General features: G+C 68.4%; 21 protein-coding genes. 5 read left to right on the top strand and 16 right to left on the bottom strand.

Annotation, left to right across the window (positions count from 1 at the left end):
- Positions 1-398: 398 nt before the first annotated feature.
- From BHD05_RS03165 to yczR, 8 genes are all read right to left on the bottom strand, one after another.
- Positions 399-2,717 carry a heavy metal translocating P-type ATPase gene (locus BHD05_RS03165; protein WP_161885141.1) on the bottom strand — a complete coding sequence of 773 codons (2,319 nt, stop codon included), beginning with the start codon at positions 2,715-2,717 and terminating at the stop codon, positions 399-401.
- Entirely contained in the window at positions 2,714-2,944 is a 231-nt protein-coding gene (locus BHD05_RS03160; RefSeq protein WP_161885140.1) for a heavy-metal-associated domain-containing protein, read from the bottom strand. The genes BHD05_RS03165 and BHD05_RS03160 overlap by 4 nt, the downstream gene beginning before the upstream one ends.
- 135 nt (positions 2,945-3,079) lie before the next feature.
- Complete coding sequence (locus BHD05_RS03155; RefSeq protein WP_161885139.1) at positions 3,080-3,364, bottom strand: metal-sensitive transcriptional regulator; 285 nt, start codon at positions 3,362-3,364, stop codon at positions 3,080-3,082.
- A gap of 641 nt (positions 3,365-4,005) precedes the next feature.
- Positions 4,006-6,513, bottom strand: coding sequence for a heavy metal translocating P-type ATPase (locus tag BHD05_RS03150; RefSeq protein WP_236966626.1), 2,508 nt, complete (start codon positions 6,511-6,513; stop codon positions 4,006-4,008).
- Between the two features lie 235 nt (positions 6,514-6,748).
- A complete protein-coding gene (locus tag BHD05_RS03145; protein ID WP_161885138.1) occupies positions 6,749-7,393 on the bottom strand; it encodes a DUF305 domain-containing protein in 645 nt (214 codons plus the stop codon).
- A 101-nt stretch (positions 7,394-7,494) separates the two neighbouring features.
- On the bottom strand, positions 7,495-8,025 hold the full coding sequence (locus tag BHD05_RS03140; protein ID WP_161885137.1) for a hypothetical protein: 531 nt from the start codon (positions 8,023-8,025) through the stop codon (positions 7,495-7,497).
- A 93-nt stretch (positions 8,026-8,118) separates the two neighbouring features.
- Positions 8,119-9,816 (bottom strand): long-chain-fatty-acid--CoA ligase, encoded by a 1,698-nt coding sequence (locus BHD05_RS03135; RefSeq protein WP_161885136.1) that lies wholly within the window; start codon positions 9,814-9,816, stop codon positions 8,119-8,121.
- Between the two features lie 68 nt (positions 9,817-9,884).
- Positions 9,885-11,297 (bottom strand): MocR-like transcription factor YczR, encoded by a 1,413-nt coding sequence (yczR, locus tag BHD05_RS03130; RefSeq protein WP_161885135.1) that lies wholly within the window; start codon positions 11,295-11,297, stop codon positions 9,885-9,887.
- 61 nt (positions 11,298-11,358) lie between these two features.
- Here yczR and yczE point away from each other — a divergent pair, with 61 nt between their 5' ends.
- The gene (gene yczE / locus BHD05_RS03125) at positions 11,359-12,051 is read left to right on the top strand and encodes a membrane protein YczE (RefSeq protein WP_202614281.1); all 693 of its coding nucleotides are present in this window, start codon (positions 11,359-11,361) and stop codon (positions 12,049-12,051) included.
- A 307-nt stretch (positions 12,052-12,358) separates the two neighbouring features.
- On the opposite strand, the gene BHD05_RS03120 is transcribed toward yczE, so the two are convergent.
- From BHD05_RS03120 to BHD05_RS03105, 4 genes are all read right to left on the bottom strand, one after another.
- Positions 12,359-13,264 (bottom strand): carbohydrate ABC transporter permease, encoded by a 906-nt coding sequence (locus BHD05_RS03120; RefSeq protein ID WP_161885134.1) that lies wholly within the window; start codon positions 13,262-13,264, stop codon positions 12,359-12,361.
- Positions 13,261-14,394, bottom strand: coding sequence for a carbohydrate ABC transporter permease (locus BHD05_RS03115; protein WP_161885133.1), 1,134 nt, complete (start codon positions 14,392-14,394; stop codon positions 13,261-13,263). Before BHD05_RS03115 ends, BHD05_RS03120 begins: the two co-directional genes overlap by 4 nt.
- Before the next feature lie 66 nt (positions 14,395-14,460).
- Positions 14,461-15,699, bottom strand: coding sequence for a sugar ABC transporter substrate-binding protein (locus BHD05_RS03110; RefSeq protein WP_161885132.1), 1,239 nt, complete (start codon positions 15,697-15,699; stop codon positions 14,461-14,463).
- Positions 15,696-16,805, bottom strand: coding sequence for a LacI family DNA-binding transcriptional regulator (locus BHD05_RS03105; RefSeq protein WP_161885131.1), 1,110 nt, complete (start codon positions 16,803-16,805; stop codon positions 15,696-15,698). The genes BHD05_RS03110 and BHD05_RS03105 overlap by 4 nt, the downstream gene beginning before the upstream one ends.
- A gap of 228 nt (positions 16,806-17,033) precedes the next feature.
- Between BHD05_RS03105 and BHD05_RS03100 the strand changes: the two genes are divergently transcribed.
- The gene (locus tag BHD05_RS03100; protein ID WP_161885130.1) at positions 17,034-19,145 is read left to right on the top strand and encodes a glycogen debranching N-terminal domain-containing protein; all 2,112 of its coding nucleotides are present in this window, start codon (positions 17,034-17,036) and stop codon (positions 19,143-19,145) included.
- A 384-nt stretch (positions 19,146-19,529) separates the two neighbouring features.
- Here BHD05_RS03100 and BHD05_RS03095 read toward each other — a convergent pair whose 3' ends face one another.
- Positions 19,530-20,624 carry an NAD(P)-binding domain-containing protein gene (locus BHD05_RS03095; RefSeq protein ID WP_161885129.1) on the bottom strand — a complete coding sequence of 365 codons (1,095 nt, stop codon included), beginning with the start codon at positions 20,622-20,624 and terminating at the stop codon, positions 19,530-19,532.
- A 201-nt stretch (positions 20,625-20,825) separates the two neighbouring features.
- On the opposite strand from BHD05_RS03095, the gene BHD05_RS03090 reads away from it, so the two are divergent.
- Positions 20,826-21,071, top strand: a complete 246-nt coding sequence (locus BHD05_RS03090) for a DUF3073 domain-containing protein (protein WP_161885128.1) — start codon at positions 20,826-20,828, stop codon at positions 21,069-21,071.
- On the opposite strand, the gene BHD05_RS03085 is transcribed toward BHD05_RS03090, so the two are convergent.
- Positions 21,068-21,874 carry a helix-turn-helix domain-containing protein gene (locus BHD05_RS03085; RefSeq protein WP_161885127.1) on the bottom strand — a complete coding sequence of 269 codons (807 nt, stop codon included), beginning with the start codon at positions 21,872-21,874 and terminating at the stop codon, positions 21,068-21,070. The genes BHD05_RS03090 and BHD05_RS03085 overlap by 4 nt on opposite strands.
- A 129-nt stretch (positions 21,875-22,003) precedes the next feature.
- Between BHD05_RS03085 and BHD05_RS03080 the strand changes: the two genes are divergently transcribed.
- The gene (locus tag BHD05_RS03080) at positions 22,004-22,918 is read left to right on the top strand and encodes a phytanoyl-CoA dioxygenase family protein (RefSeq protein ID WP_161885126.1); all 915 of its coding nucleotides are present in this window, start codon (positions 22,004-22,006) and stop codon (positions 22,916-22,918) included.
- Between the two features lie 6 nt (positions 22,919-22,924).
- Here the strand turns inward: BHD05_RS03080 and BHD05_RS03075 are convergent, their stop codons facing one another.
- Both BHD05_RS03075 and purM read right to left on the bottom strand, forming a co-directional pair.
- Positions 22,925-23,299, bottom strand: coding sequence for a DUF4190 domain-containing protein (locus BHD05_RS03075; protein ID WP_161885125.1), 375 nt, complete (start codon positions 23,297-23,299; stop codon positions 22,925-22,927).
- A 54-nt stretch (positions 23,300-23,353) separates the two neighbouring features.
- A complete protein-coding gene (gene purM, locus BHD05_RS03070; protein WP_161885124.1) occupies positions 23,354-24,451 on the bottom strand; it encodes a phosphoribosylformylglycinamidine cyclo-ligase in 1,098 nt (365 codons plus the stop codon).
- A gap of 88 nt (positions 24,452-24,539) precedes the next feature.
- On the opposite strand from purM, the gene purF reads away from it, so the two are divergent.
- Positions 24,540-25,997 carry an amidophosphoribosyltransferase gene (gene purF, locus BHD05_RS03065; protein ID WP_161885123.1) on the top strand — a complete coding sequence of 486 codons (1,458 nt, stop codon included), beginning with the start codon at positions 24,540-24,542 and terminating at the stop codon, positions 25,995-25,997.
- Positions 25,998-26,088 lie beyond the last annotated feature (91 nt).

Here is a 26,088-nt window from a genome sequence, read left to right as displayed (position 1 = left end):
TGTTGGGCGGTCGCGCGGGTCGACTTCCACGGTCGCTCGGGTCGACCTCATCCGCGATGCGTGCAGAACTCAGGGGAAACGGCGCGCGGCAGCATCCGGCGCCCGTGGTTGAGGGGACGTAATCGCGATGGCGGCGGGTTGGCCTGATTAATCGACGTGGATGCCCTGGGGCCCACCTACGCAGGTGGGTAGACGCTGGACAAGTGACGAGACTGGGGCGTCGGGCGCGGTTCGACGGCGAGACGACTCGCGCGCGTGAGCCTCCGCAGGAGATTCTGCGGCACGCCGCCGAAGCTGGCGCGACAGCTCGGCGTGGCGCAGAATCTCCTGTGGTGCCGTCGCGCGGGTCGACGTTCGCGCTCGCGCGGGTCGACGACTGCGAGCGCTCGCACCGACTCTTACAGCGCGCGGGATCCGAGCGGCGTACCCTTGAAGCCGCGCAGCCGCAGGCTGTTGCTCACCACGAACACCGACGAGAACGCCATCGCGGCGCCGGCCAGCAGCGGGTTGAGCAGCCCGAGCATCGCGATCGGAATCGCCGCCACGTTGTACGCGAAGGCCCAGAACAGGTTGCCCTTGATCGTGCCGAGCGTGCGGCGGGCGAGCCGGATCGCGTCGCCGACCACGACAAGGTCGCCGCTCATCACGGTGATGTCGCTCGCCGCGATCGCGGCATCCGTTCCCGCGCCCATCGCGATGCCGAGGTCGGCCGCCGCGAGCGCCGCCGCGTCGTTGACGCCGTCACCGACCATGGCGACGACGCGTCCGCGGGACTGTAGCTCGCGGATCGCCTCGAGCTTGCCCTGGGGGGTGATGCCGGCGCGCACGTCGTCGATTCCGACGGATGCCGCGACCGACCCTGCTGCACCTGCGTTGTCACCGCTGAGCAGCACGGGCTCGAGCCCGAGCTTCTTGAAGTAGGCGATCGCCGCAGCGCTCGACTCCTTCACGGTGTCGCTCACGACGAACACTCCGCGGGCGGCCCCGTCCCACGCGGTCACGACGGCGGTGCTACCCGCGAGCTCGGCGGCGGCCACGGCGTCGCGCAGCGCGTCGGGGAGCTCGATCGACCACTCGGCGGCGAGCCAGTCGGCGCGTCCGACTGTGACCAGTCGGCCGTCGACGATGGCCTGCACACCCTGCCCCTGGTGGGAGGCGAACGACTCGGTGGCGCCGAGCTCGATCGCGCGGGTGCGGGCCTCGGCGACAATCGCGCGGGCGACCGGATGCTCGGAGGCGTTCTCGATCGTCGCCGTGATGCGGAGGAGTTCGTCGAGGGCGGCGGCGGATGAGCCGGCACCCGAGACCGCGCCCGCGTCGGCCGGAACGCCGACTGCAGCATCCGCCAGCACGACGTCGACGACGCTCATCTTGCCGGTCGTGATCGTTCCGGTCTTGTCGAGCACAATCGTGTCGATGCGTCGGGTCTGCTCGAGCACCTGCGGGCCGCGGATGAGGATGCCGAGTTGCGAGCCGCGTCCGGTGCCGACGAGCAGCGCGGTCGGGGTCGCGAGACCGAGGGCGCACGGGCAGGCGATGATCAGCGTCGCGACAGCGGCGGTGAAGGCGACCGTGAGCGAGGATCCGAAGAAGGTCCAGGCGAGGAAGGTGCCGATCGCGAGGACGAAAACGACGGGAACGAAGATGGCCGAGACGCGGTCGGCGAGGCGCTGCACTTCGGCCTTGCCGGTCTGCGCCTCCTCGACGAGGCGGCCGAGGCGCGCCAACTCTGTGTCGGAGCCGACGCGAGTGACCTCGACGACGAGCCGTCCGCCCACGTTGACAGTCGCGCCGACGACGCGGTCGCCGACGGTGACCTCGACGGGCACGGACTCGCCGGTGAGCATGCTGGCGTCGACGGCGGATGCTCCGTCGACGATGAGTCCGTCGGTCGCGATCTTCTCCCCCGGGCGCACGACAATGGTGTCGCCGGGCACGAGCGCATCGACCGCGACGGTGGACTCGCGGTCGCCGACCAGGAGGGTCGCCTCGCGCGCGCCGAGTTCGAGCAGGGCGCGCATCGCGGCCCCGGACTCCTTCTTCGCCTTCGCCTCGAAGTAGCGCCCCGCGAGGATGAACACCGTGACGGCGGCGGCGACCTCGAGGTAGATGTCGTGCGCTCCCCCGCCCGGCTCGGTGACGAGCTGGAACGACATGGTCATTCCGGGCACCCCGGCCATTCCGAAGAAGAGGGCATAGAGCGACCAGGTGAACGCGGCGGTCACGCCGACGCTGATGAGGGTGTCCATGGTCGCGGCGCCGTGCCGGGCGTTGGTCCAGGCTGCGCGGTGGAATGGAAGCGCGCCCCAGACCGCGACGGGCGCGGCGAGGGTCAGCGCGAGCCACTGCCAGTTCGTGAACTGCAGCGCCGGGATCATCGACAGCACGAGCACCGGGGCCGCCAGCAGCGCGGAGACGATGAGGCGCAGACGCAGCGCGTCGACCTCATTCTCGCGTGCCGTCTGGGCGTTGCTCGGGGCATCCGTCTCCGCCGCGCGCGGGGGCGCCGGCAGGGTCGCCGTGTATCCGGCGGACTCGACCGCCGCGATGAGGGCGGCCTGGTCGACGCCAGCCGGAACGCGCACGTGCGCCTTCTCGGTGGCGTAGTTGACGCTCGCCTCGACGCCCTCAATGCGGTTCAGCTTGCGCTCCACACGCGTGGCGCACGACCCGCAGGTCATGCCGCCAATCTCGAGGTCTACGTCGGCGAGGCTCATGAGAGGGTGAGCGGTCCGGCGAGTTCGTAGCCGGCCTCGGAGACGGCGGCGGTCGCGGCATCCGCGGGAAGGATCTCGGCACTCACGACCGTCACGGTCGACACGCCGCCCTTGTTCAGGTCGACCTCGACGGATTCGACGCCCTCGAGCGCGGAGAACTCCTCTTTCACGCTGGCGACGCAGTGTCCGCAGGTCATTCCGGTTACCTGGTATTCGGTGGTGGTCATTGTTTTCTCCCTTGGTGGTGGTGCGTTTGGTGTCGTTGTGGTTGGTGGCGGTGTGCTTGCGGTTGGTGGCGGTGTGCGGCGGTCGGTGGCGGTGTGCGGTCGGTGGTGCCGCGCAGCGGTCGTTGTGCGTGCCGGTCAGGAACGGACGAGGCGGGCGATCGCCGCGGATGCTTCGCGCATCTTGTCCTCGCCAACCTGGCCGCCCTCCTTTGCCGCCTCGGCGACGCAGTGGTTGAGATGGTCGTCGAGCAGGCCCAGCGCCACCGTCTCGAGCGCCTTCGTCGCCGCCGACACCTGCGTGAGCACGTCGATGCAGTAGGTGTCTTCTTCGATCATGCGCTGGATGCCGCGCACCTGGCCCTCTGCGCGGCGCAGCCGCTTGAGCAGGTCTTCTTTGTTGGCGACATAACCGTGCTGCATGGGGGTTCCTTCCGGGGCGTGGTTTCAGTATACCCCCGAGGGGTATTTTGTGGTTCGCCGGTCGCGGAGGTCGGGCGGGTTCGGCGGGTTCGGCGGGTTGCGCGGGTTGCGCGGGTTCGGCGGGTTGCGCGGGTTGCGCGGGTTCGGCGGGTTGCGCGGGTTGCGCGGCGACCGCGACGAGACCAAGATGCCCGCACGCGACGTTCGCGCCGACACAGAGCCGCCTGACCCGCAGCATCCGCGGGCACAACGCCGAACAGCGGGCACTGCGCGCCTGCGCGGGTAGTAGAACAGGCGCCACGGAGCCTGAGCACCGAAGAAACCGGCCCGCGCGGGCACTGCGCGCCAACGCGTGTGGCCCACCACCCGCGCGGGCGCGCCCAACCCGCGAACACCAGCCGGAGCCGCAGACACGGCCTTTCGCGCGGGCGCTGCGCGTTCGCGCGGGCAGAACACGTTTCCGCGGGCAGACCGCGTTCGCGCGGGCCTCGTGCCCCGCGTGCCCCTGCGTGTCAAATGAAGGCGAATCCGCTCGCGGCGACCCCCGATCGCATCACGGTGAGCCCGAACGGGAGTACTCGCCTTCATTTGGCACGGGCAGGCGCGGGCAGGCAACGAGTAGGCGCGCGGCGACAGTCGCCCTACTCCTTCACGATCCGCTCCGGATTCAGATCGAGCCGGCGCAGCAGTTGGGCGTTGAGGGCGACCACAACCGTGGACACCGACATGAGCACCGCACCGGCCGCCGGCGAGAGCACGAAGCCCGCGAAGGCGAGCACCCCGGCGGCGAGCGGAACGCTGATGATGTTGTAGCCGGTCGCCCAGGCGAGGTTCTGCCACATCTTGCGGTAGCTCGCCCGGGACAGGTCGATCACCGAGAGCACCGCCCGCGGGTCATTACCCGCGAGCACGACGCCAGCGGACTCGATCGCCACATCCGCGCCCGCGCCGATCGCGATGCCGACCTCAGCCCTCGCCAGCGCGGGGGCGTCGTTCACGCCGTCGCCGACCATCGCGACCTTCAGCTTGCGGGCCTGGAGTTCGGCGACCTTGGCATCCTTGTCTTTCGGAAGCACCTCGGCGAAGACCTCGTCGATGTCGAGCTCGCGCGCGACCCGGTCCGCGACCTGTTGGGCGTCGCCGGTGATCATCGCGACGCGCACCCCGCGGCGGTGCAGCGCCTCGATCGCCTCGCGCGACTCCGCCCGCACCTCGTCCTCGAGCGCGATCGCCCCGATCACCGATCCGTCGCGCACGACGTGCAGCACGGAAGCGCCCGCCGCAACGAATTCCTCGACCCTGGCGGCCATCTCGGCGGGGCTGTCGAGTCCCAGCTCGGTCAGCAGCGCGGGGCCGCCGACCGCGACCGTGCGTCCGTCGACCGTCGCCTGAACGCCGCGCCCGGTCATCGAGCGGAATTCGGTCGCGACCGGGCGGGCGGATGCTGGAGCGGAGGCGTCCCCGCGTGCAGCGCCCGCGGTCGAGGCAACCGCGGCGCCTGGATCGGTACCGTCTGGGCCGGGCCGGCCGACCGCGGCATCCGCCTGCACGCCCGCATCTGCGGGAACAGCATCCACCCGCACGCCCGCACCCGCGGAAGAAGCATCCGCCTGCACGCCCGCACCCGCGGACACAGCATCCGCCCGCACGCCCGCATCTGCTGGAGAAGCATCCGCAGGAACCGCACCCGCAGGCGCAGCACCCGCAGGCGCAGCACCCGCAGGCGCAGCACCCGCAGGCGCAGCACCCGCAGGCGCAGCACCCGCTGGAGCGGCATCCGCTGGCGCGACCTCCGCCGCCCGCACGATCGCCCGGGCGAGCGGGTGCTCGCTGTCCGACTCGACGGCCGCGGCGATGGAGATGAGCTCCCGCTCGGTGACGCCCTGGACGACGGCCGTCGCCGTGACGGCCGGCTCGCCCTTGGTGAGGGTGCCGGTCTTGTCGAAGAGCACGACGTCGACGGTGCGCATGCGCTCGAGGGCCAGGCGGTCCTTGACGAGCACGCCGGCCTTGGCTGCACGCTCCGTGGAGATCGCGATCACGAGTGGGATCGCGAGGCCGAGCGCGTGCGGGCATGCGATGACGAGCACCGTGACGGTGCGGGTGACGGCGTCGTCGGGGCTGCCGAGCACCATCCAGGCAGCAAAGGTGATGACCGCCGCGCCGAGCGCGAAGTAGAACAGGAACCCCGCGGCCCGGTCGGCGAGCGCCTGCGCGCGCGAGGAGCTCTGCTGCGCCTCGGCGACCAGCCGCTGGATGCCGGCGAGCGCGGTGTCGTCTCCGACGGCATTCACCTCGACCCGCAGCGTGTTGTCGGTCGCGACGGTTCCGGCCACGACGGTGTCGCCGATGCCGCGGTGGACCGCGCGGGACTCCCCCGTGATCATCGACTCGTCGACATCCGCCTCGCCCTCGACGACCCGGCCATCGGCGGGCACCCGGGCACCCGGACGCACCAGCACCACGTCACCCGGCGCCAGCTCGGAGATCGCGACCTCGACGACACCGGCATCCGTCACCTTGTCCGTGGAGTCGGGCAGCAGCGCCGCGAGCGCGTCGAGGGCCCCGGATGCTGCCCCCAGCGCCCGCATCTCGAGCCAGTGCCCGAGCAGCATGATGACGATGAGCAGCGCGAGCTCCCACCAGAAGTCGAGGTCGAAGCCGCCGATCTGGAGGGTCGTGGCCCATGAGGCGACGAACGCGACCGTGATCGCGAGCGAGATGAGCAGCATCATTCCGGGGCGGCGGGACGTCAGCTCACTCCAGCCGCCAGTGAGGAAGGGCCAGCCGCCATAGAGGAAGAGCACGGTGCCGAGAACGGGGGCGATCCAGGTGGATCCGGCGAAGTCGGGGATGTCGTAGCCAAGCAGGCCCGCGAACATCGGGCTGAAGAACACAACCGGCACGCCGAGCACGAGGCTCCACCAGAATTTGCTGCGGAACTGGGCGGCGTGGTCACCGTGGCCCGCATGGCCCACGGATGCGCCGTGGTCGCCGTGCGCGGGCGCATCGACGTTGGCGTGCGGGCCCTCGCCTGCCGGCATCATCGGGGCGTCGTGCGTGTCGTGCGTGTCGTGCGTGTCGTGCTCGTCGTGCGTGTAGCGCGTGTCGCGCGTGTCGCGCTCGGGTCCGTCGTTGCGAGCTTTCATGACGGCAAGCCTACGCCCGTATACCCATAGGGGGTATCCCTCAGAGCCAACTTCGTGCCCCCCACACTTCGCGCGGTCGTTGTTCACACCCGCGGGTGCGATAACCACCGCGCGGGTGAACAACACCCGCGCGGCACACGCGCTCTAGCCAGCGGCCGCGCCCTAGCCAGCAGACGCGCCCTAGCCGGCGGCCGCGCCCTAGGCCAGCGGCCGCGCCCTAGCCAGCAGACGCGCCCTAGCCGGCAGCCGGCAGAGCGGCGAGCAGCTTCTTCATCTCGGAGATTTCCTTCTGCTGGGCGCTCTCGATGGCTTCCGCGAGCGCGACAGCATCCGCGTTCTCGCCGTCGATGATCTGGGGGCTGGCCATGATGATCGCGCCCTCGTGGTGCTCGATCATCTGCTCGAGGTAGAGGCGCTCGGCCTCGGACCCCGTCGCGTCATCGAGCGCCGCCATGTCGTCGTCGGTCATCATGCCGGAGGAGTGGTCCATGCCGGCCATGTCGTCGTCAGCGGTCATCTCGTCGAATCCCCAGGCGACGAGCAGGCCGTTGAGCTGGGCGATCTCGGGCTCCTGCGCGGCCTTGATCTCCTCGGCGAGCGCCACGGTCTCCGCGCTGATCCCGGTCTTCGCGAGAAGGGTGTCACTCATGGCGACGGCCTGCCTGTGGTGCGGAATCATCATCTGGGCGAACATGATGTCGGCCTCATTGAACTCCGCGAGTTCGGCCGCGTTGAGCTCGGTCTCCGGAGCGGATGCCGCGGGCTCGCTCACCGACGCGGGTTCGGTTGGCGCGCACGACGCGAGGGTCAGGGCGGCAACGAGGGCGGCAGATGCGGCGAGTACGGTGCGTGTTCGTGTGCTGGTGCGTGTGCTGGTCATGGTTGTTGTCCGTTCGTATCTGGGAAGTGTACGGTCGCGCCGACGGGGCTGGGCCCTCGGTCGGCAATGTCGGTTCGGCAATGTCGGTGGCGAGCGCTGGCCTAGACGCGGATGACCGACAGAAGAGCGCGTGACGGCGGACGCTCTGCGGCTTCCGTGGCGAACAGCGAAGCAACCGGCGTGGATTCCGCGAGGGCCGGGACTACCGTTCCGGGGAACGCGTGGAGGGTGATGGTCGGCGCCCCCGAGGCGTTGGCCACCCACGAGCAGCACTCCGCGCCGTCGGACGAGGCGCACACCGCGGATGCGCCGTGATCGTGCGCGTCGGCGGTCGCGGTGTCGTGCGCGTGCGCGTCGACGGTCTGAGTGCCGTGATCGTGCGCGTCGATGGTCGCGGCGCCATGATCGTGATCGTGCGCGTCCGCGGTCGCGGTGTCGTGATCGGGCACGGCAAGGTCCGCCTGGTGATCGGTGTCGTACGCGGCTTCCGTCGCGTAGCCGACCGAGTGGTGCGATCCGACAATCGCCGCGGAGGTTCCGAACGCCAGCGAGTGCATCGCGACAAGCGCGAGCACGGCCGCGAGTGCGATCCCGATGAGGAGCGGGAGGGCAGGGCGCAGCGCAGCCTTCATCTCGCCCTCCTTGCTCATTGGTGGCAGTTCGGCATCCCAAACCCACGCACATACCCCTAGAGGGTAGCGCGCCCCAGTTGGGAGTGGGCCGAGTTATCCACGCCCCGCCAGCAACGCATCGCGCACCTCGCGCCGCATGACCTTGCCGATGAGCGAGCGGGGCAGCTCGTCGAGCACGACGACGCGCTTGGGTACCTTGTATCCGGCGAGGCTCTCGCGGCAGAAATTGCGCAGAGCAGCGGAGTCGAAGGTGGCGCCCGCGCGCAGCACGACCGCCGCCGACACCTCCTCGCCGCCCGACTGGTGCGGGAGGCCGACGACCGCGGCGGCCGTGACATCCGGGTGCGCGAGCAGCGCCGCCTCGACCTCGGACGGCGACACATTGAAGCCGCCGGTGATGATGAGCTCCTTCACCCGGTCGACAACGGTGACGAAGCCGTCGGGCGCGACCGTGACGATGTCGCCGGTGCGAAGCCAGCCGTCGAGCATGAGGGTGTGCGCGGTGTCCTCAGGGTTCTGCCAGTACCCGTGAAACACCTGCGGCCCGCGAATCAGCAGCTCCCCCGGCTCACCGTTGGGTCGGTCGATGGTCGGGTCGGCGGGGTCGACGACGCGGATCTCGGTGCTCGGGAACGGTACGCCAACGGTCCCGGGCCTGCGTGACGGCCCCATCGGGTTGCCGAGCGCGACGGGTGAGGACTCGGTCATGCCGTAGCCCTCGACGAGGAGCCCCCCGGTCACGGCCTCCCAGCGCCGCACGGTCTCGAGGGGCAGGCTCATCGCCCCCGAGATCGAGAAGCGGATGCTGCTCAGGTCGACATTCCGCGACTCCGCGGCCGCGGCGAGCTGGTCGTAGATCGGCGGCACGGCCGGCAGGAATGTCGGCGGCGACGTGCGTGCGGCAGCCAGCACGAGGTCGACGTCGAAGCGCGGGAACAGCACGAGCCGCGCGCCGATGCTCATCGCGAAGGTCAGGCACAGGGTGAGCCCGTAGGCGTGAAACAGCGGCAGCACCGCATAGAAGGTCTCCTTGCCCGGGTTCAGCCCGGGAACCCAGGCCTCCCCCTGCGCCGCGTTCGCCCGCAGGTTCGCGTGGGTGAGGATCGCTCCCTTGGGCGTGCCGCTGGTTCCGCTCGTGTACTGCAGCAGCGCGGTGTCGCTCGGCCGGGGAGCCGGATGGCGCTTCGACAGGCGACGTCCGGACACCAGGCGGTCCCAGGTGAACACGTTGCGCCCGGAGGGGGTCGCCGTCATCGCGGCCCGCGCAGTGCGGGCCTTCGGGATCGGCAGGCGCAGCGCGAACCGCTTGCCGAACGGCAGTGCGGAGGTGAGGTCGACCGAGACGATGCGTTCGAGCCGGATATCTTTCGGAAAGCCGGCCACCGTGTCGTAGACCTTGTCCCAGACGATAGCGATTCGCGCGCCGTGGTCCTCGAACTGATGGCGCAGCTCGCGCGCCGTGTAGAGCGGGTTGTGCTCGACGACGATCGCGCCGAGCCGCAACACCGCGTAGAAGGCGACGACGTGCTGCGGACAATTCGGCAGAACGATCGCGACGCGGTCTCCGGCCTTCACCCCGAGCCGGCGCAGTCCCTCGGCCGCGAGTGCGATCTTGTCGCCGAGCTCGTTATAGGTCGTTTCCGCCCCAAAGAACTCGAGCGCGACGTCGCGCCGGTAGTTGGAGACGGCCTCGTCGATCATGTCGACGAGCGTCTGGTTGATCGGCTCGATCTCGTCCGGCACGCCGTCGGCGTAGGCGCTGAGCCAGGGCATTCTGTCGAGGTTGTTCATGGGAATCCTTTCGACGACGGGGTCCAGTATCTGTCATCTTCGCTGGGCGGATGCGGTCGGACTGCCCATCAGACGACGGCGGCCAGATAATTCTGCTCCGGGAGCGGATGCCGCGACAGCGCTCCCCACGCCCGGGCGAGCGACGCGACCGCGCGGTCGGTCTCGTCGGGGGTATAGCTGAACGGTAGCCGCAGGAACCGCTCGAACGCACCGTCGATTCCGAACCGCGGGCCGGAGGCGAGCACCAGACCCTCGTTGCGGGCGGCGAGGGTGAGCTGGGAGCTGGCCGGCCGTCCGAGGTTCACCCAGGTGGTGAGGCCGCCGTTGACGTGCGGCACGGTCCACTGCGGGAGCGCCTCGCCAACGGCGCGCTCGAGGTACGCGCGCCCGAGGCGCAGCTGCTCCCGCCGCCCCGCGAGTACGTCGTCGTACCGGCCGAGCAACTCGATCGCGATGAGCTGCTCGAGGATCGGCGTGCCGAGGTCGCCGGCGGACCGGGCGCGCACAAGCTTCTGGATCAGCTGCGGCTCGGCGCGAATCCACCCGATCCGCACGCCGCCCCAGACGGTCTTGCCGAGCGACCCGATCGAGACCGCCGGGCCGTAGCTGGCGAGCGGCGGCATGGTCTCCGGCTCGTCGATGCCGAGCTCGGCCATGGTCTCGTCGGCGATGATCGTGGTGCCCTGGAGGGCCGCGAGTCCCAGCATCCGCTCCCGGAGCTCGGCGCTCATGACCCGGCCGGTCGGGTTGTGGAAGTCGGGCATCACGTAGGCGAGCGCGGGGCTCGTGCGGCGAAGGCCCTGCTCGAGGGCGTCCTCGTCCCAGCCGCCGTCGCTCGAGACGCCGACCGGAACAAGCCGGGCGCCCGCGCCCCGCAGCGCGTCGTAGGCGTGCGGATAGCTCGGCGACTCGACCAGCGCGCTGTCGCCGCGATCGAGCAGCACCCGCGCGAGCAGCGCGATCGCGTGCTGGGCACCGATCGTGATCATGACCTGCTCGGCGTCGGTCGGCAGGCCCCGGGCGGCGTAGCGATCGGCGACCGCCTGGCGCAGCCGGGGCAGCCCGATCGGGTCGAAACCGGTGTCGGCGAGGTAGGCCGGAAGGGCCTGCGCGGCGCGCACCGCGGCATCCGCCAGCAGGGGGCTCGCGGGCAGGGCCGCCTTGCTGAAGTCGAGAAACCCGGCGCTCGGCTCGTGGAGCGGCACGGGCGCGCGGCCGGGCAGCCGCGCGATGCTGCCGGATCCGCGCACGCTGGAGAGGTAGCCGACCTCGCGCAGCCCGGCGTAGCTCGCGCTGACGGTCGTGCGGCTCACGCCGAGGCGCTGGGCGAGGTCGCGTTCGGCGGGGAGGCGGGCGCCGACGGGGATGCGTCCGTCGAGAACGAGCAGACGGATGCGGTCGGCGAGTGCGGTGTACGCGGGCGCGCTGCTACGCCAATCTTGCAGGAGCAAATCCAATATGCGGGCTGAGATGCTGGACATCAGGCCAGTGTACGAAGATTGGCCTCTTGAGAGAAGACCAATTGAGCGATTGGATGCTCTTATGTCGTTTGTGTTTGCCCGTCGCGTGACGCAGCTGGTCGTTGGCCTTTTTCTCTACGGCTTCGCGATCGCGATGATGATCCAGGCCGGCATCGGCGTCTCGCCGTGGGACGTGCTCTCCCAGGGCGTATCGCTGCGCACCGGCATCCCGTTCGGGTGGGTGACGATTATCATCGGCGCGCTCGTGCTGCTGCTGTGGATCCCGATCCGGCAGAAGCCGGGCGTCGGCACAGTGCTCAACGTGCTGCTCATCGGGCCGAGTGCCGAGGTCGGCTTGGCCGTGCTGCCGCTCGCGACCGAGGTCTGGAGCCAGGTGTTGCTGTTCGCCGGCGGCCTCGCACTCCTCGCCATCGCCACCGGGCTCTACATCGGCGCCCGGTTCGGCCCGGGCCCGCGCGACGGCCTGATGACGGGCATCCACGACCGCTGGGGCGTGCGGTTCTGGATCGTGCGCACCGTGATCGAGGTGACCGTGCTGTCGATCGGCTGGCTGCTCGGCGGCACCGTCGGCGTCGGAACGGTCGCCTTCGCGCTGCTGATCGGGCCGATGGTCAATGTGACGCTGCCGCTGCTGCGGGTGCCTGGGGCTGCTGGTGCAGCTGGGGCTGGGGATGGGGCTGCTGCTGGGACCGGGGCTGGGGCTGGGGCTGCTGGGACCGGGTCGCAGTCCCATCATTCAGGAGTGGCTGGCTAGCTGCCGCTTTCATCATTCAGGAGCGGCTGGCCAGCTGCCGCTTTCATCATTCAGGAGTGGTGACCGGCTCGGCGAGCGGATGCTGGGACTTCGAGCATCCGATCGCTCTCGCCGCACATTTTCCGCGGCAGACGCACCATTCCTGCGCGTACCGGGCGTCCACAGCAAATCACTCCTGAATGAAGAAAGCTGTGTGGGCCTGACAACCCCGGCCACCCGGCGACTCCCACCCCCAACTCCTGAATGATGAAAGTCAGCCCCACCCAGCTGAATGCCGAAAGTCAGCCCAACTCCTGAATGATGAAAGTCAGCCCTTCTCAGCACCCTCCGTCGTGTTCATCAGCCGCTTCTGGAAGATGAAGAACACGACCGCGACCGGGATCGTCATGAGCATCGCCGAGGCGAGCACAATCGGGAACTGGTTGCCCGAGCCAAGCTGGCCCGACACGAGCCCGGCCACACCGGTCGTCAGGGTGTTCAGGTCCGGATCGGACCGCGACACGATGAAGTGCGAGAACTCGTTCCACGAGCCCTGGAAGCTCAGGATCACGAGGGTCACGACCGCTGGCCGGGCCATTGGGAGCACGATCGTCCAGAAGGTGCGGAACACGCCGGCCCCGTCGATGCGGGCGGCCTCCTCCACGCTGATCGGGATCGACTCGAAGAACTGCTTCATGATGAAGATGCCGGCCGCGTCGATGATGAGCGGGATGATCATTCCCCCGTAGCTGTCATAGAGGCCGAGCTCCTTGAGAATCAGGAAGCGCGGGATCAGGAGAACAACACCGGGCACGGCCATGACCGCGATGACCCCGGCGAAGATGAGATTGCGACCGCGAAACTGAAGCCGCGACAGGGCGTACCCGGCGAGCGAGTCGAAGAACACTCGGCCGAGCGTGACGATCAGGGTGATGATCGTCGAGTTCATCGCCCAGCGCGGCAGGGGCACGTCGGTGAAGAGCCGCTCGTACGCCGCGAAAGACCAGGTCTGGGGAATCAGGGCGAGCGGGTTGGCAGTGCTGTCGGCATCGGTCTTGAAGCTTCCCGCGACCGAGATGAGGAACGGGTAAATGTAGACGAGCGCGAGCAGAATGAGCAGCAGGTAGCTCGCGAAGATCGACGAGCGCATCTTGCGCGAGATTCCCTTCCGGCGGGGCGATGCTGCCGGCCGTTCGGGTTCGGAGAGGATCGCGGCCTGCGTGAGATTCGTCATCGGATGCCCGCCTTCGTGGTGTCGGTGTTCGTGGAGGCGTTTCTCGCGCTGGCCCTCGCCGCGCCGGCCTTGACCTCGGCGGCCGCCCGCGTGGCGTTGGTCTCGGCTCTCTTGCCGACATCACGGTCGCGCAGGATGAAGCGCTGCAGCAGGGTGAGCGCCACGATGATCGCGAACAGGATGAACGAGATCGCAGCGCCCTGACCCCACTTCAGCTCGTTGAACGATGTCGAGAAGGCCAGGAACGCGGGGGTCAGCAGCGTCTTCGCCGGAGCGCCGTTGCCGCCGGTCAGATACACCTGGTCGAAAACCTGCCAAGTGCCGATGAGCCCGAGCGTGAGCACCGTGAACAAGGTCGGCTTGAGCATCGGCAGCGTCACCGAGAAGAACTTTCGGAATGGGCCGGAGCCATCCATGAGCGCCGCCTCGTCGATCTCGGCACCGATGTTCTGCAGTGCCGCGAGGAACAGCAGCATGAAGGTGCCCGATGTCGTGAACACGGCGAGAGCGATCAGTGCGCACATCGCAACCGACGGCCCGGCGATCCACTGCCACCAGCTGATTCCAAGCGGCCCCTGAACGTCGAGAAAGGCAGGCGCCGAATTGACGCCGAACACGCCGAGGAAGTTGTGGATGATCCCGCTCGGGTCCTTGAACCAGTTGGGCCCGTTGATGCCGAAGAAGGCGAGGATCGAGTTGACAACGCCGGAGGCCGTGAAGAGGAACAGGAAGATCGTGGTGATCGCGATCGAGCTCGTGACACTCGGGAAATAAAACGCTGTGCGGAAAAAACCCCGGCCGCGCAGCACGCGCCGGTTGACCTGCACGGCCAGGAACAGCGCCAGTGCTGTCTGTGCCGGCACGACGAAGATGACGTAGAAGAAGTTGTTGCGGATCGAGGTACCGAAGTCGCTCTTGCTGAGCCCGTCGTCGACCAGTACCTTCTGGTAATTCTCGGTGCCGATGAACTCGGAGTTGCCGAGCGGCGACCCAAGACCGTTCCAGTTGCTGAAGCTCACGTAGAGCGCCAGGAAGATCGGCAGCACCAGGAAGACCCCGATGATGATGACAGCCGGGGCGACGAACAGGTATCCGAACTTCGCCTCGCCGGCACGCATGCCCTTGCTCATGATTCCTCTTTCGCTGAGGGGCCGGGCGGCGAACGCGTCGCCGCCCGGCCTTTTCTGGTGCGGAACCTACTGGGCGTTGGCTTCGTCGAGCGCGGCCTGCAGGCTCGTCTGGAACGACTCGAGGATGCCCTGGGCGTCGCCGCCGATGAGCGTCTCGAGCTGCGAGTTGAAGTCGGCGACCGCCGACGTCGAGCCGGCGAAGTTGACCGGGCTCACTGCATAGTCGGCGCTCGCGACGAACGACGCGTTCTCCGGGTAGCTCTCTGCGTAGAGAGCCGCGGCCGACTCGGTCGAGGGAATCACACCGAACGCGTCCGCAGCGGCCATCTGCTGTTCATCGGAGGTCAGGAACTCCACGAGCGAGGTCGCTGCTTCAGTGGTGTCGGAGCCCTGCGGGATTCCCCAGCAGTTGGTGAAGGTGTAGGTCGACTTGCCTTCCGGGCCAGCCGGTAGCTCATAGGCAGCGTAGTTGGTGTCGGGGAAGTCGTTCTTGATTCCCTTGATCCACGGCCCCTCGATCACCATGGCGGCCGCACCCTTACCGAGAGCCTCACCCGACCAGCCGGAGTCGAGTTCGGACGGTGTCTTGTAGACGCCGGCCTCGTGAAGCTGCTGGATGTATTCGAGACCCGCCACATTCTCCGGGGTATCTGCTTCAACGGTCTGTCCGTCGTCGCTGATGAGCTGTCCACCGGCCTGGTTCATGAATGCGCCCGCGCGGGCGTACTCGAGGCCGAACGAGAGCCCAACTTGGGCATCGGTGGTGAGCGTCGTCGCGACGGCCTCAAGGCTGTCCCAATCGGTCGGGACGTCGGCCTCGGTGAGGCCGGCAGCGGCCCAGGCGTCGGTGTTGACGATGAGGCCGAGGGTCGAGAAGTCCTTCGGAGCACACGTGAACGTGCTGTCGTAGGTGAAGGTGTCTACCAGGCCGCTATAGAAATCGCCCGCGGTCGACAGGTCGGCCGCGTAGGGCTCTAGATAGCTGTTGCTCGCGTAGGTCGAGAACTGATCCCAGCCCATGTAGAAGAGGTCAGGGGCGCTGTCGCCCGCGAAGCCCTGGCTGAGCTGCTGGTTGAGGTCGTTCGCCACGATGACGTCGACGGTGGCGTCGTTGTCCGCCGCCCACGCGTTGGCCGCCTCGGTGACGGATTGCGTTTCGGCGTCACCGCTCGAGGCGATGAGGATGCTGAGCTCCTGGCCCGCGGCGCTGTCGCCTCCTCCGCCGTCGGAGCCTGCGGCGCACCCCCCGAGGCTCGCAGTCAGTCCGACCGCAAGGGCCGCTGCGCCCAATGCTTTCTTGTTCATGATGTTTCCTTTCGGTGGTGATCGCGGACAGCGGGAGCTGTCCTCTCGGTGGTGGTCCCGTAGAGCGGCAAGTGGTTGGGCGTGCGGAGCACGAGCGCCGGCCTGATCAGCCGGTGGGACGGGCCAGCATCCGTTCCGCGCGGAACGATGCTGTTGCCGTCGCTGCCGAGCAGCAGCTCGAGCGTCGCGACGGCGACACGATCGAGTACCTGGTCGACGCTGGAGAGGCCGACGGCATCTGCTACTGGCGTGTTGTCGAATCCGATGATCGGCAGGTCGGTGAGACCGGCGGATGATGCGGCGATGAGCGCCCCGAGCGCGAGGGTGTCGCTCGCGCAGACGAGCGCATCCGGGAGGTCCCCCGAGCGGAGCATGTCGACGACGGTCTCGGTCGCCTCGGACACGCCGTCATAGGATTCGACGCTCAGCGCGGCGAGTTCGGCGTCGCTCGCGCCGAGGCGATCCCGCATCGCCTCCTCCCAGCCCCGGCGCCGGTCGTCGCCTGTGCCGGACGGACGCGGCCAGCCGACCCAGCCCACGCGCTTCGCGCCGTTGTCGATGAGCCGGACAGTGGCATCCTTGACGCCCTCGCGCCCGTCGATGTCGACCCAGAGGTGCTTCGGGTCGTCCATATCGTCGATACCCCAGGGGCGCCCGAAGGTCACAAAGGGCACGTCGTTCTCGATGAGCCACGCGGTGCGCGGGTCGCCGTGGAAGGTCGCCGTCAGCACGAACGCGTCGACATCCGCCCCCTCGTGCAGAGACCGGATCTGCGCGATCTCATCCTGCGGGCTCGCCGCAGTGAACAGCAGCACGCGCATCGAGCGCGCATCCGCCTGCTCGGTGAGCGCGTGCACGAAGCCGTCGAGCACGGCGCCGGAGATTCCATTGCGGATGGGGTCGAGACGCACTCCGATCGTCGAGGACTTCCGCTGGCGCAGGCGGCGGGCCGAGAGGTTTGGCCGGTAGCCGAGGCGGGCGATCGCCAGCTGCACCCGGTCGCGGGTGGCGGGCTTCACGATCGACGGGGTGTTGATGACGTTCGACACGGTCTGGCGTGACACGTTCGCCTCGCGGGCGACGTCTTCTACCGTTGGCTGGGCCATGCGGCCTCCTTTGGCCTCAACATCATTGGTGGTTTGATCGTTCAAGTTCCGTGTCGAAAGAATTGGCCGGTGGCCTGTGTTTTCGATGTCCCAAAAAATTTGATCGATCAAATTCTGAGTGCTACGTTACCTCAGAGGCCGGAAAAGTCAATCGCTAGTTGCGGCGACTTCCACCCCCCTCGCACTAGACCATCGCTCACGCCAATCAATGAGGAGTCGTGACAGCCCATGTCTAACCCCGTACCCACCAACACCCTGCCGTCACCCGAGGCCGCATCGCCCGAGTGCTCCGCAGACTCCCTCCAGCCGCTCATCCACGCCGAGACCCTCGTGCTGCGGGCACCGACCCAGGCATGGTCGGCGGCCGACGGCTCAATGGGATCCGCGAGCATCCACGGGATCTTCTTCTCCGACATGCGCCTCGTCAACCGCGCCGCCCTGCGAATCGGTGGCCAGGCCGGCGAGGCCATCGCGACAAGCACCAGCGGCGCGACATCCGTCACCTTCGTCGCCCTCCAGCGCCACCTCGACGACCGGATGCCGGACCCGCGGGTTCGCTCGCTGCTCACGCGCACCGCGACGACATCGGGCATCCGGGAGGACCTGCGACTCGAGTCGAACCTCGACACCGAGATCAACACGACGATCGAGCTCGTGCTTTCACTGGACCTCGCTGAGATGGATAACGTGAAGTCAGGGCGTGGCGCGGTCGACCCTGCCCCGCTCGCGAGCGTCGACGGCACCGGCATCCGCTGGTCGAACGAGACGATCAGCGCCTTCATCGACGCGCCGGTGGCCACCGTCACGGTGCTCGGCCCGGGCGAAGTGCGCGTGCTCTGGCAGGTCACGGTTCCCCCGTTCGGCTCGGCCACGGTCGGCTGGACCCTCTCCGCGAACGACTCGCGCGCGATCGTGCACGGCGTCGAGGAGCCGGCCGCCTGGAGCATCCCCACCGTGGATGCCGCCGACGACCGACTCGGCCGCTGGCTTGCCGTCGCCCTCGACGACCTCGCCGCCCTGCGCCTCAGCCCCGCCAGCCACCCCGACCGGGTCTTCCTCGCCGCCGGCGCCCCGTGGTTCTTCACGCTGTTCGGCCGCGACTCGATCTGGGCCGCGCGAATGATGCTGCCCCTTGGCACCGAGCTCGCCGCCGACACCCTGCGCGTGCTCGCCAACCTGCAGGGCACCGCCTCGGTGCCCGACACCGCCGAACAGCCGGGCAAGATCATGCACGAGATGCGCCGCGACGGCCTCACGATGCCCGGCGAGGGACTCCACCTGCCGCCGCTCTACTACGGCACCGTCGACGCGACGCCGCTCTGGGTCTGCCTGCTGCACGACGCGTGGCGCTGGGGGATGCCGGAGGATCAGGTGCGCGAGCTGCTGCCGAACGTCGTTGCGGCACTCGAGTGGATGCGGGACTTCGGCGACGCCGACGGTGACGGCCTGCTCGAATACGTCGACGAGACCGGGCACGGCCTCGCGAACCAGGGCTGGAAGGACTCGGGCGACTCCGTGCAGTGGCGCGACGGCACCCTCGCCGACGGTCCGATCGCGCTGTGCGAGGTGCAGGCCTACGCGTTCGAGGCCGCGACGCACGGCGCCGACCTGCTCGACCACTTCGGGGTCGACGGTGGCGACGCCTGGCGGGAGTGGGCATCCGTTCTGCGCACCCGGTTCAACGAGGGGTTCTGGATCGACTCCCCCGCCGGGGCCTACCCCGCGATCGCGCTCGACGCCTCGAAGCGGCCCGTCGACACCGTCACCAGCAACCTCGGACACCTGCTCGGCACCGGGCTGCTCGACGCGGCCCAGGCGCGGCGGATCGCCGACCATCTCGTCTCGCCTGAGATGAGCAGCGGCTACGGCCTGCGCACGATGAGCACTGACTCGGCCGGATACTGGCCGCTCAGCTACCACGGCGGCAGCGTCTGGACCCACGACACCGCGATCGCGATCGCCGGCCTCGCGAGCGAGGGCTTCGCGGCAGAAGCCAGCGTGCTCGTCTCGGGGCTACTCGCCGCGGCATCCGGATTCGACTTCCGGCTTCCCGAGCTGCACTCGGGCGACCCCGCAGCACTGTTCTCCTCGCCCGTGCCGTATCCGGCGGCGTGCCGCCCGCAGGCGTGGTCGGCCGCATCGTCGGTGTCGATCCTGTCGAGCGTGCTCGGGCTCGCGCCGGATGCCGTGGCCGGGGTGCTCGGGGTGTCGCCCGCGGCGTCGGCCCTCGCCCCGTTGAGCGTGACGGGTTTGCGATTCGCGGGCTCGGCAGTGTCGATCGTGGTCAACGCCGACGGCGAGGTGTCGAGAGCCTCGGGCGCGACCATCGAGGTGCGCTGAGCCCGGCCGCTTGGCTGTCTACCTCACCGGGCGGGAGTTGCCCGAAACTCTGAAATTCCAGCCTGGTGACGCCCTGTAGCTTTCATCATTCAGGAGTGGTGGGCTGGACGGCGGGCGGATGCTGGGATATCGAGCATCCGCCCGCTTCCGTCGCAACATTCTGGCGAGAAACGCAGCATTCCTGCGTCCGCTTGGGCCCGGCAGCCATTCACTCCTGAATGATGAAAGCTGACAGAGGCTGCTGGCTGACAGAGGCTGCTGGCTGACAGAAGCTGCTGGCTGACAGAAGCTGCTGGCTGACAGAAGCTGCTGGCTGACAGAAGCTGCTGGCTGACAGAAGCTGCTGGCTGACAGGAGCTGCTGGCTGTCAGAGGCTGCTGGCTGTCAGAGTTTGCTGAGGGTCGCGATCACCTGGCGCGCGATCGTGCGTCCGGCCCGGTTCGCGCCGACCGTGGACGCCTGCGGCCCGTAGCCCGCGAAAAAGATGCGGGCGTCTTTCCAGGCTGAGCTATTGCCGACCTGGATGCCACCAGCCTTCTCGCGCAGCTTGAGCGGGGCGAGGTGGCGCAGCTCCGGGCGGAAGCCGGTCGACCAGATGATCACGTCCGCCTTCTGAAAGCTGCCGTCGGCGAACCGCACGCCATCCGGCTCGATCGCGGTGAACATCGGCCGGGCGACGAGTGTTCCGCGCTCGATGCCGGCCGCGATGCGCCGGGTCTTGGGCACGCCGGTGCCGCTCACGATGCTCGGCAGCGTGCGGCCCTCGCGCGCCGCGAGATCCTGCATTGCGACCGCGGAGACCCGCGCCTCGAGGTCAAAGTCACCCTCTTCGAGAAACTCGATGTCGCGCCGACTGATCCAGGCGAGCTGCCCAGCGACCCCCTCGAGTTCGAGCAGGAATCCGATCGCCGAGGTGCCACCGCCGACCACGACAACGCTCTGCCCGGCGAACTCCGCGGCCGAAACGTAATCGGCCGTGTGCACGTGACGGCCGCTGAACGTCCTCAGGCCCGGGTAGTACGGCACGAACGGCGAACCCCAGGTTCCGGTGGCGTTGACAACGGCGTGAGTGGGCAGGTCGCGCTCCCCCGCCGGGCCGACGATGCGCACAACGAGCTCGATCCCCCGATTGAACACTGAGCCGACGGCCGCCGGACGCTCCACGCGCAGCCCGAAGTGCTCCTCGTATTTGCGGTAGTAGTCGGCCACGACGGCCTTGGCCGGGGCGTGGCGGTCCGCGTCGACGAAGCCCAGGCCGAGCTCTTTCATGCCGGGAAGGTCGTTGATGCGGTGCGCCGACCCGATCCGCAGGGCCTCCCATCGGTGCTGCCACGCGCCGCCCGTTCCCGGTCCGCGATCGACGATGAGAAAATCCTCGCCGGGCACCAGCCCGAGTTTCTGAAGGTAGTAGGCGACCGAGAGTCCGGCCTGTCCTGCGCCGATGACGATGACGCCGGGATGGCTCGGGTCATAGGTCACCCGTTTACGCTACCGGTCGCCGCCGCACCGCGAAGCCTCCCGGCGCAATGCAAAGCTGACGCTCGGTGTCCACCCTGTGCACGGGCGGCACGGTGAGGTCGGCGCGTAGTGCTAAAGTTAGGGGTTAGTTCATAGCATTCCTGTTGGCCACTGCCCGACGCGTCCTTCCCTGCGCGGGCTGGAATTGTAAGGGGGTCATCCATGGGACGCGGTCGCCAGAAGGCAAAGCACACCAAGGTTGCCCGGGATCTGAAGTATTTCAGCCCAGACACCAATTACGGCGCGCTCCAACGTGAGTTGACTCACTCCTCGCCCGAGCAGGATGAACTCATCGACAAGTGGGCGGATGTCGCCGCCGACCCCAACGCGTTCGGCGCCCACGCCGACGATGACGAAGATGACGACGACGATCAGGGCGAAGACTCTTCCGAGGCGCAGAGCGCCTAAGAGGCGCCCGCGTGTATCCTCCGGTAGCTCGCCGGCGGCACCCCGCACGCCGCGGTGAAGCTGGCGTAGAACGTGCTGTGCGATGAGAACCCGGATGCCCGCCCGACATCGGACACCGGGATGTCCTGCGTAACGAGAAGCCTCTGCGCCTCCCCAACCCGGTACCGCACGAGGTAGGCGTGGATCGATAGGCCGAAGACTCGCTTGAACAGCGCGGTCGCGTAGTGCGGGTGCACGTGCGCCACCCCGGCGACCTGCGCGACCCGTAGCGGCCGATGAAAGTTGTCGGAGATGTAGGCCGCCATGTCGCCCGCCCTCCGCACGGCGTCGTCGGTCCCGGCCAGCGGAGACGCGGCCCCACCCGGCGCCGCACCGCCCTGAGCACCGGCGGCACTCTCCTGCGGCTGGGCGACCAGTGCAAACCGGGAGAGGAACGCCTCCACCTCGAGCGCCGCCACGGATTCTGCGAACTCGGAGCCGCTCGCCAGGTCCTGCGTCCACGGCGCGAGCCGCCGCCCGCTGTCGGCCACCGTCCAATCCGCGGGCGCGACGAGCACCTCGCCGCCGAGCAGCGCCCGCACCGCCGTGCGGGGCACCCGCCACGAGGTGAACTTGGCCAGCGGAATGGTGAGCCAGGTGATCGGCGACTCGGCGCGCACCTCGACGAGTTGGTGCGGTGTCGCGCCCCAGAACGCGGAGACCCGCCCGGCCGGCACCTCGACCCGTCGCCCACCCACCATGTAGACGAGGTCCGACGCGCTGAAGTTCACCTCGATGTCGTTGTGCTGGTGCGCGGTCGACATCCGCCCCGCGTTCGCGCTCCAGCATGAGAACCCAAACGATGCGCGGTCACCAAACATGAGTTGATTATTCCGGAAAAAAGCCGCAAAATTCGGGATGAATCCCGAATATCACGTCCGTAGCGTGGATGCATGACCAGCACCCACCAGCTCACCCCGAACCACCTGACCCCCGAACAGATCGCAACCTTCGATGAGCAGGGCTACCTCGTGCTCAAGAATCGCATTCCGGTCGACCTCCTGCTCCGCCTGCAGGATGCCGCGGCGCGCTGGATCGAGGCCGGCCGCGACTCCGCCGCGTCAGGGCACCCCGACCCCGACTATGTGTTCGCGCAGCGTTCCGGCGGCCGGGCGATGTTCCGCATTGATTACCTTCACAGCAAGAGCGAGCCGGCCTCGCTCGAGCTTCTCGGCAGCCCCGCCGTGCTCGGGATCGCGGAGAGCCTCGCCGGGCCGAATTTCGTGCCCACCTACGAATCCCTCGTCTTCAAGGACGAGGGCGACGGCGCTGCCATCGACTGGCACCAGGACGCCGTGCACCCCCGCAACCACCGCATCTTCAACGTCGATGTCTACCTCGACGCTGCGCGACCCGGCGAGGGCTCACTGCGCGTCGCCCCCGGATCGCACACGAAGCCCGTCGACGTCTGCCAGCTCGCTGACGAGTACGGCTGGGACGCCCCCGGCGTCGTGCAGACCAAACTTGAGCCCGGCGACGTGCTCGTACACGACGTCATGGTGGTGCACGGCTCGGAGGCGGTCACCAACAATCGCCTGCGCCGAACGATCTACTACGAGTTCCGTCCCGCGGAGCAGATCATCGCAGAGGGGCCGTGGACCGCTGAGTGGGTCGACCAGCGGATGCGTCTGATTCCGCTCGCCCTCACGCGGCATGCGCGGCAGCATCCGGAGCACGCCGGATTCGCCTGGAACCCGGACGACCAGTTCCGGCCCGAGGTCGGCGACGACGACGAGGCGGAGCTGCGCATTGCGCACAAAGTGCACAGCAGGGGCTCCTACTGCAGCGCTGGCAATGTGGCCGGGTGAGATCGATTAGGCGTTGAGCACGGCCGCGTTGCTCATCTCGATGAACCCCGGGATCGAGAAGATCCCGATGCTCAGCGCGACAATAACGATCACGATCACCACCAGACCGAGGAACAGGATCGCGCCGTTGATCCAGACGCCGACGAGGGCGAAGGTGCGCCCCTCCGGCTCACGCCTCAGTCCCATCGCACCGAGCACGAGGCCGACGATCGGCACCACGACGGTGAACCCGAAGAACAGCGACAGGATGCCGAGCACCAAGCTCGCGACGCTGAGCCCGCGCTCCGGCGCCTGCGAGATGCCGGTCGACTGGTACGGGTTGGTGTCGTAGCCACTGGCGGGCTGCGGCGGCGGGGCGGGAGAATTCTGCGGATCGGTCATCTATAAAAAACTAGACCCTGCGGCATCCGCAAGCCACCCCCGCATCCGGGGAACTCAGGCGTAGGCGCCGACGAGGCGAACGGCGCCGCCGTCGACACCCTTGGCGCCCTGCTCGAATCCGGTGAGGTCACGGGCGGCGGTCTGGACTACGCCGAGCGTCCAGGCTGGGATGCCGGAGGAGGTCAGCCTGTCGACGATGATCGCGGCCTTGTCGGCGCGCACCACGGCGATCATGCCGATGCCGAGGTTCCAGGTGCCCTCGGTGTCGGCGAGCGAGAGGCCGCCCCACTCCGCGAGTACCTGGAATACGGGCTGCGGAGTCCAGCTGCTGCGCTCGAGCTCGACCCAGGAGCCCACCGGTAGCACGCGGGCGAGATTCGCTGCGATGCCGCCGCCGGTGACGTGGCTGAGCGCGTGCACGCCGTCGCCCGTGACCGGGTCGTCGAGCAGCCGCAGTAGTGGCGCCGTGTAGAGCCGGGTCGGCTCGAGCAGCACCTCGCCGATGAGGCCGCCGAGGTCGTCGGAGTGGTCGGTGTAGCCGGCGTCCTGTCCGGCGAGAATGTGCCGCACGAGCGAATAGCCGTTGCTGTGCAGGCCGGATGATTCGAGCGCCACCACGACGTCGCCGTCGGTCACCCGGTGCGCGCCGAGGAGGGCATCCGCTTCGACCGCGCCCACCGCTGCGCCCGCGACGTCGTAATCGTTCGGACCGAGCAGGCCCGGGTGCTCGGCCGTCTCACCGCCGACGAGGGCGGTGCCGGTTTCGGAGCATCCGCGCGCGATGCCCGCGACGATCGCCGCGATACGCTCGGGCACGACCTTGCCGCAGGCAATGTAGTCGGTCATGAACAGCGGCTTCGCGCCGACGACGATGATGTCGTCGACGACCATGCCGACGAGGTCGAGCCCGATCGTGTCGTGCTTGTCGAGCGCCTGCGCGATGGCGACCTTGGTGCCGACGCCGTCTGTCGAGGTCGCGAGCAGCGGCCGCTCGAACGACTTCAGGAACGACACGTCGAAAAGGCCGGCGAAGCCACCCACACCGCCCACTACTCCGGGTCCGTGCGTTGCGGAGACAGCCGACTTCATGAGCTCGACGGCGAGATCGCCGGCGGCGGTATCCACGCCTGCGGCACTGTAACTGTTCGACATTCGCGGTTCCGTTCGTGGGCGTGAAAGACTGGTGGGCGCCGCGTTATTCAGCTGCGGTACAACTCTATGGTCTGGAGCACGCCCACGAATGTGTGGCATTGTCGGCATCGTTTCTTCGGAACCCGCCAACCAACTCGTCTACGAAAGCCTGCTCCTGCTGCAGCACCGCGGCCAGGACTCTACCGGCATCGCTACAGCCGACGGCCGAACCTTCCACATGGTGAAGGCAAAAGGGCAGGTGCGGGAGGCATTCCGCACGCGTGACATGCGCGCACTGCCCGGCACTATGGGCCTCGGTCACGTGCGCTACGCGACCCGCGGATCCGCCTCGAACGAGGAGGAGGCGCAGCCGTTCTACGTGAACGCGCCCTACGGCATCGTTCTCGTGCACAACGGCAACCTCACGAACACGCGCGAGCTCACCCAAGAGTTGTTCGACATCGACCGGCGCCACCTCAACACGACATCCGACACCGAACTGCTCGTCAACGTGCTCGCGCACGAGCTGCAGCAGCAGGTGTCCGGCGCCGACCTCGACCCCTCGCAGATCTTCGCGGCGGTCGAGCGCGTGCACGAGCGGGTCGAGGGCTCCTACGCCACGATCGCGCTCATTCCCGGACACGGGCTGCTCGCGTTCCGTGACCCCTTCGGCATCCGTCCGCTCGTTCTGGGGCGACGCCCCAAGGGCATGGTCGGCTACGAGTGGGTTGTCGCGTCGGAGTCGCTCGTGCTCGAGAGCGGCGGATACGAGCTGGTTCGGGATGTCGCGCCCGGCGAGGCGATCTTCATTGCCGTCGACGGCGAGATGACCTCGAAGCAGTGCGCGGCGAAACCGCGGCTGATCCCGTGCTCGTTCGAGTACGTGTACCTCGCCCGCCCCGACTCGGTCATGAACGGCATCTCGGTCTACGAGGCGCGGCTTCGGCTCGGCGACAGCCTCGCCGACACGATCGCGAAGTACACCCCGCGCGGCGACATCGACGTCGTCATGCCGATTCCGGACTCGGCCAGGCCCGCAGCCATGCAGGTTGCTCGCAAGCTCGGGCTCGAGTACCGCGAGGGGTTCTACAAGAACCGCTACGTCGGCCGCACGTTCATCATGCCCGGGCAGGCCGAGCGCAAGAAGAGCGTGCGACAGAAGCTCAACGCGATGGGGAGCGAGTTCCGCGGCAAGAACATCCTCATCGTTGACGACTCGATCGTGCGCGGCACGACGTCAAGGGAGATCGTCGAGATGGCGCGCCTCGCCGGGGCCAACAAGGTCACCTTCACGTCGGCGGCCCCGCCCGTGCGCTTTGCCCACGTCTACGGCATCAACATGCCCACCCGGCACGAGCTCGTGGCGCACGGAAAGAAGATCCCCGACATCCGCACCGAGCTGGGCGCGGACTACCTGATCTTTCAGGAGGTCGCGGACATGCAGGCGGCGATCACCGCCGGCTCGTCGGTCACCGAGCTTGAGATGAGCTGCTTCACGGGCGACTACGTCACTGGCTCGGTGTCGCCGGAATACCTCAACTGGGTCGAGCGCAACCAGGCCAGCTAGCCCCTGGGCTTTCGTTATTCAGGGCTGACCGGCCCGGCGAGCTGTCATCATTCAGGAGTGAGCGGCCCGGCGAGCTGTCATCATTCAGGAG

This window comes from Marisediminicola antarctica, assembly GCF_009930795.1.
Lineage (GTDB): Bacteria > Actinomycetota > Actinomycetes > Actinomycetales > Microbacteriaceae > Marisediminicola > Marisediminicola antarctica.
The sequence above is the reverse complement of the archived record's forward strand: the minus strand, read 5'-3'. Positions and strand labels throughout refer to the sequence as shown.

Bases quoted from the DNA above. Each gene is read 5' to 3' on its own strand.
- BHD05_RS03155 (WP_161885139.1), bottom strand. From the start codon at position 3,364: ATGCAGCACGGTTATGTCGCCAACAAAGAAGACCTGCTCAAGCGGCTG.
- BHD05_RS03080 (WP_161885126.1), top strand. From the start codon at position 22,004: ATGACCAGCACCCACCAGCTCACCCCGAACCACCTGACCCCCGAACAG.
- BHD05_RS03150 (WP_236966626.1), bottom strand. From the start codon at position 6,513: ATGAAAGCTCGCAACGACGGACCCGAGCGCGACACGCGCGACACGCGC.
- BHD05_RS03140 (WP_161885137.1), bottom strand. From the start codon at position 8,025: ATGAAGGCTGCGCTGCGCCCTGCCCTCCCGCTCCTCATCGGGATCGCA.
- BHD05_RS03085 (WP_161885127.1), bottom strand. From the start codon at position 21,874: ATGTCGACCGCGCACCAGCACAACGACATCGAGGTGAACTTCAGCGCG.
- BHD05_RS03120 (WP_161885134.1), bottom strand. From the start codon at position 13,264: ATGACGAATCTCACGCAGGCCGCGATCCTCTCCGAACCCGAACGGCCG.
- BHD05_RS03135 (WP_161885136.1), bottom strand. From the start codon at position 9,816: ATGAACAACCTCGACAGAATGCCCTGGCTCAGCGCCTACGCCGACGGC.
- purM (WP_161885124.1), bottom strand. From the start codon at position 24,451: ATGTCGAACAGTTACAGTGCCGCAGGCGTGGATACCGCCGCCGGCGAT.
- BHD05_RS03110 (WP_161885132.1), bottom strand. From the start codon at position 15,699: ATGAACAAGAAAGCATTGGGCGCAGCGGCCCTTGCGGTCGGACTGACT.
- yczE (WP_202614281.1), top strand. From the start codon at position 11,359: ATGTCGTTTGTGTTTGCCCGTCGCGTGACGCAGCTGGTCGTTGGCCTT.
- BHD05_RS03090 (WP_161885128.1), top strand. From the start codon at position 20,826: ATGGGACGCGGTCGCCAGAAGGCAAAGCACACCAAGGTTGCCCGGGAT.
- BHD05_RS03115 (WP_161885133.1), bottom strand. From the start codon at position 14,394: ATGAGCAAGGGCATGCGTGCCGGCGAGGCGAAGTTCGGATACCTGTTC.
- BHD05_RS03165 (WP_161885141.1), bottom strand. From the start codon at position 2,717: ATGAGCCTCGCCGACGTAGACCTCGAGATTGGCGGCATGACCTGCGGG.
- BHD05_RS03075 (WP_161885125.1), bottom strand. From the start codon at position 23,299: ATGACCGATCCGCAGAATTCTCCCGCCCCGCCGCCGCAGCCCGCCAGT.
- purF (WP_161885123.1), top strand. From the start codon at position 24,540: ATGTGTGGCATTGTCGGCATCGTTTCTTCGGAACCCGCCAACCAACTC.
- yczR (WP_161885135.1), bottom strand. From the start codon at position 11,297: ATGTCCAGCATCTCAGCCCGCATATTGGATTTGCTCCTGCAAGATTGG.
- BHD05_RS03105 (WP_161885131.1), bottom strand. From the start codon at position 16,805: ATGGCCCAGCCAACGGTAGAAGACGTCGCCCGCGAGGCGAACGTGTCA.
- BHD05_RS03160 (WP_161885140.1), bottom strand. From the start codon at position 2,944: ATGACCACCACCGAATACCAGGTAACCGGAATGACCTGCGGACACTGC.
- BHD05_RS03145 (WP_161885138.1), bottom strand. From the start codon at position 7,393: ATGACCAGCACACGCACCAGCACACGAACACGCACCGTACTCGCCGCA.
- BHD05_RS03100 (WP_161885130.1), top strand. From the start codon at position 17,034: ATGTCTAACCCCGTACCCACCAACACCCTGCCGTCACCCGAGGCCGCA.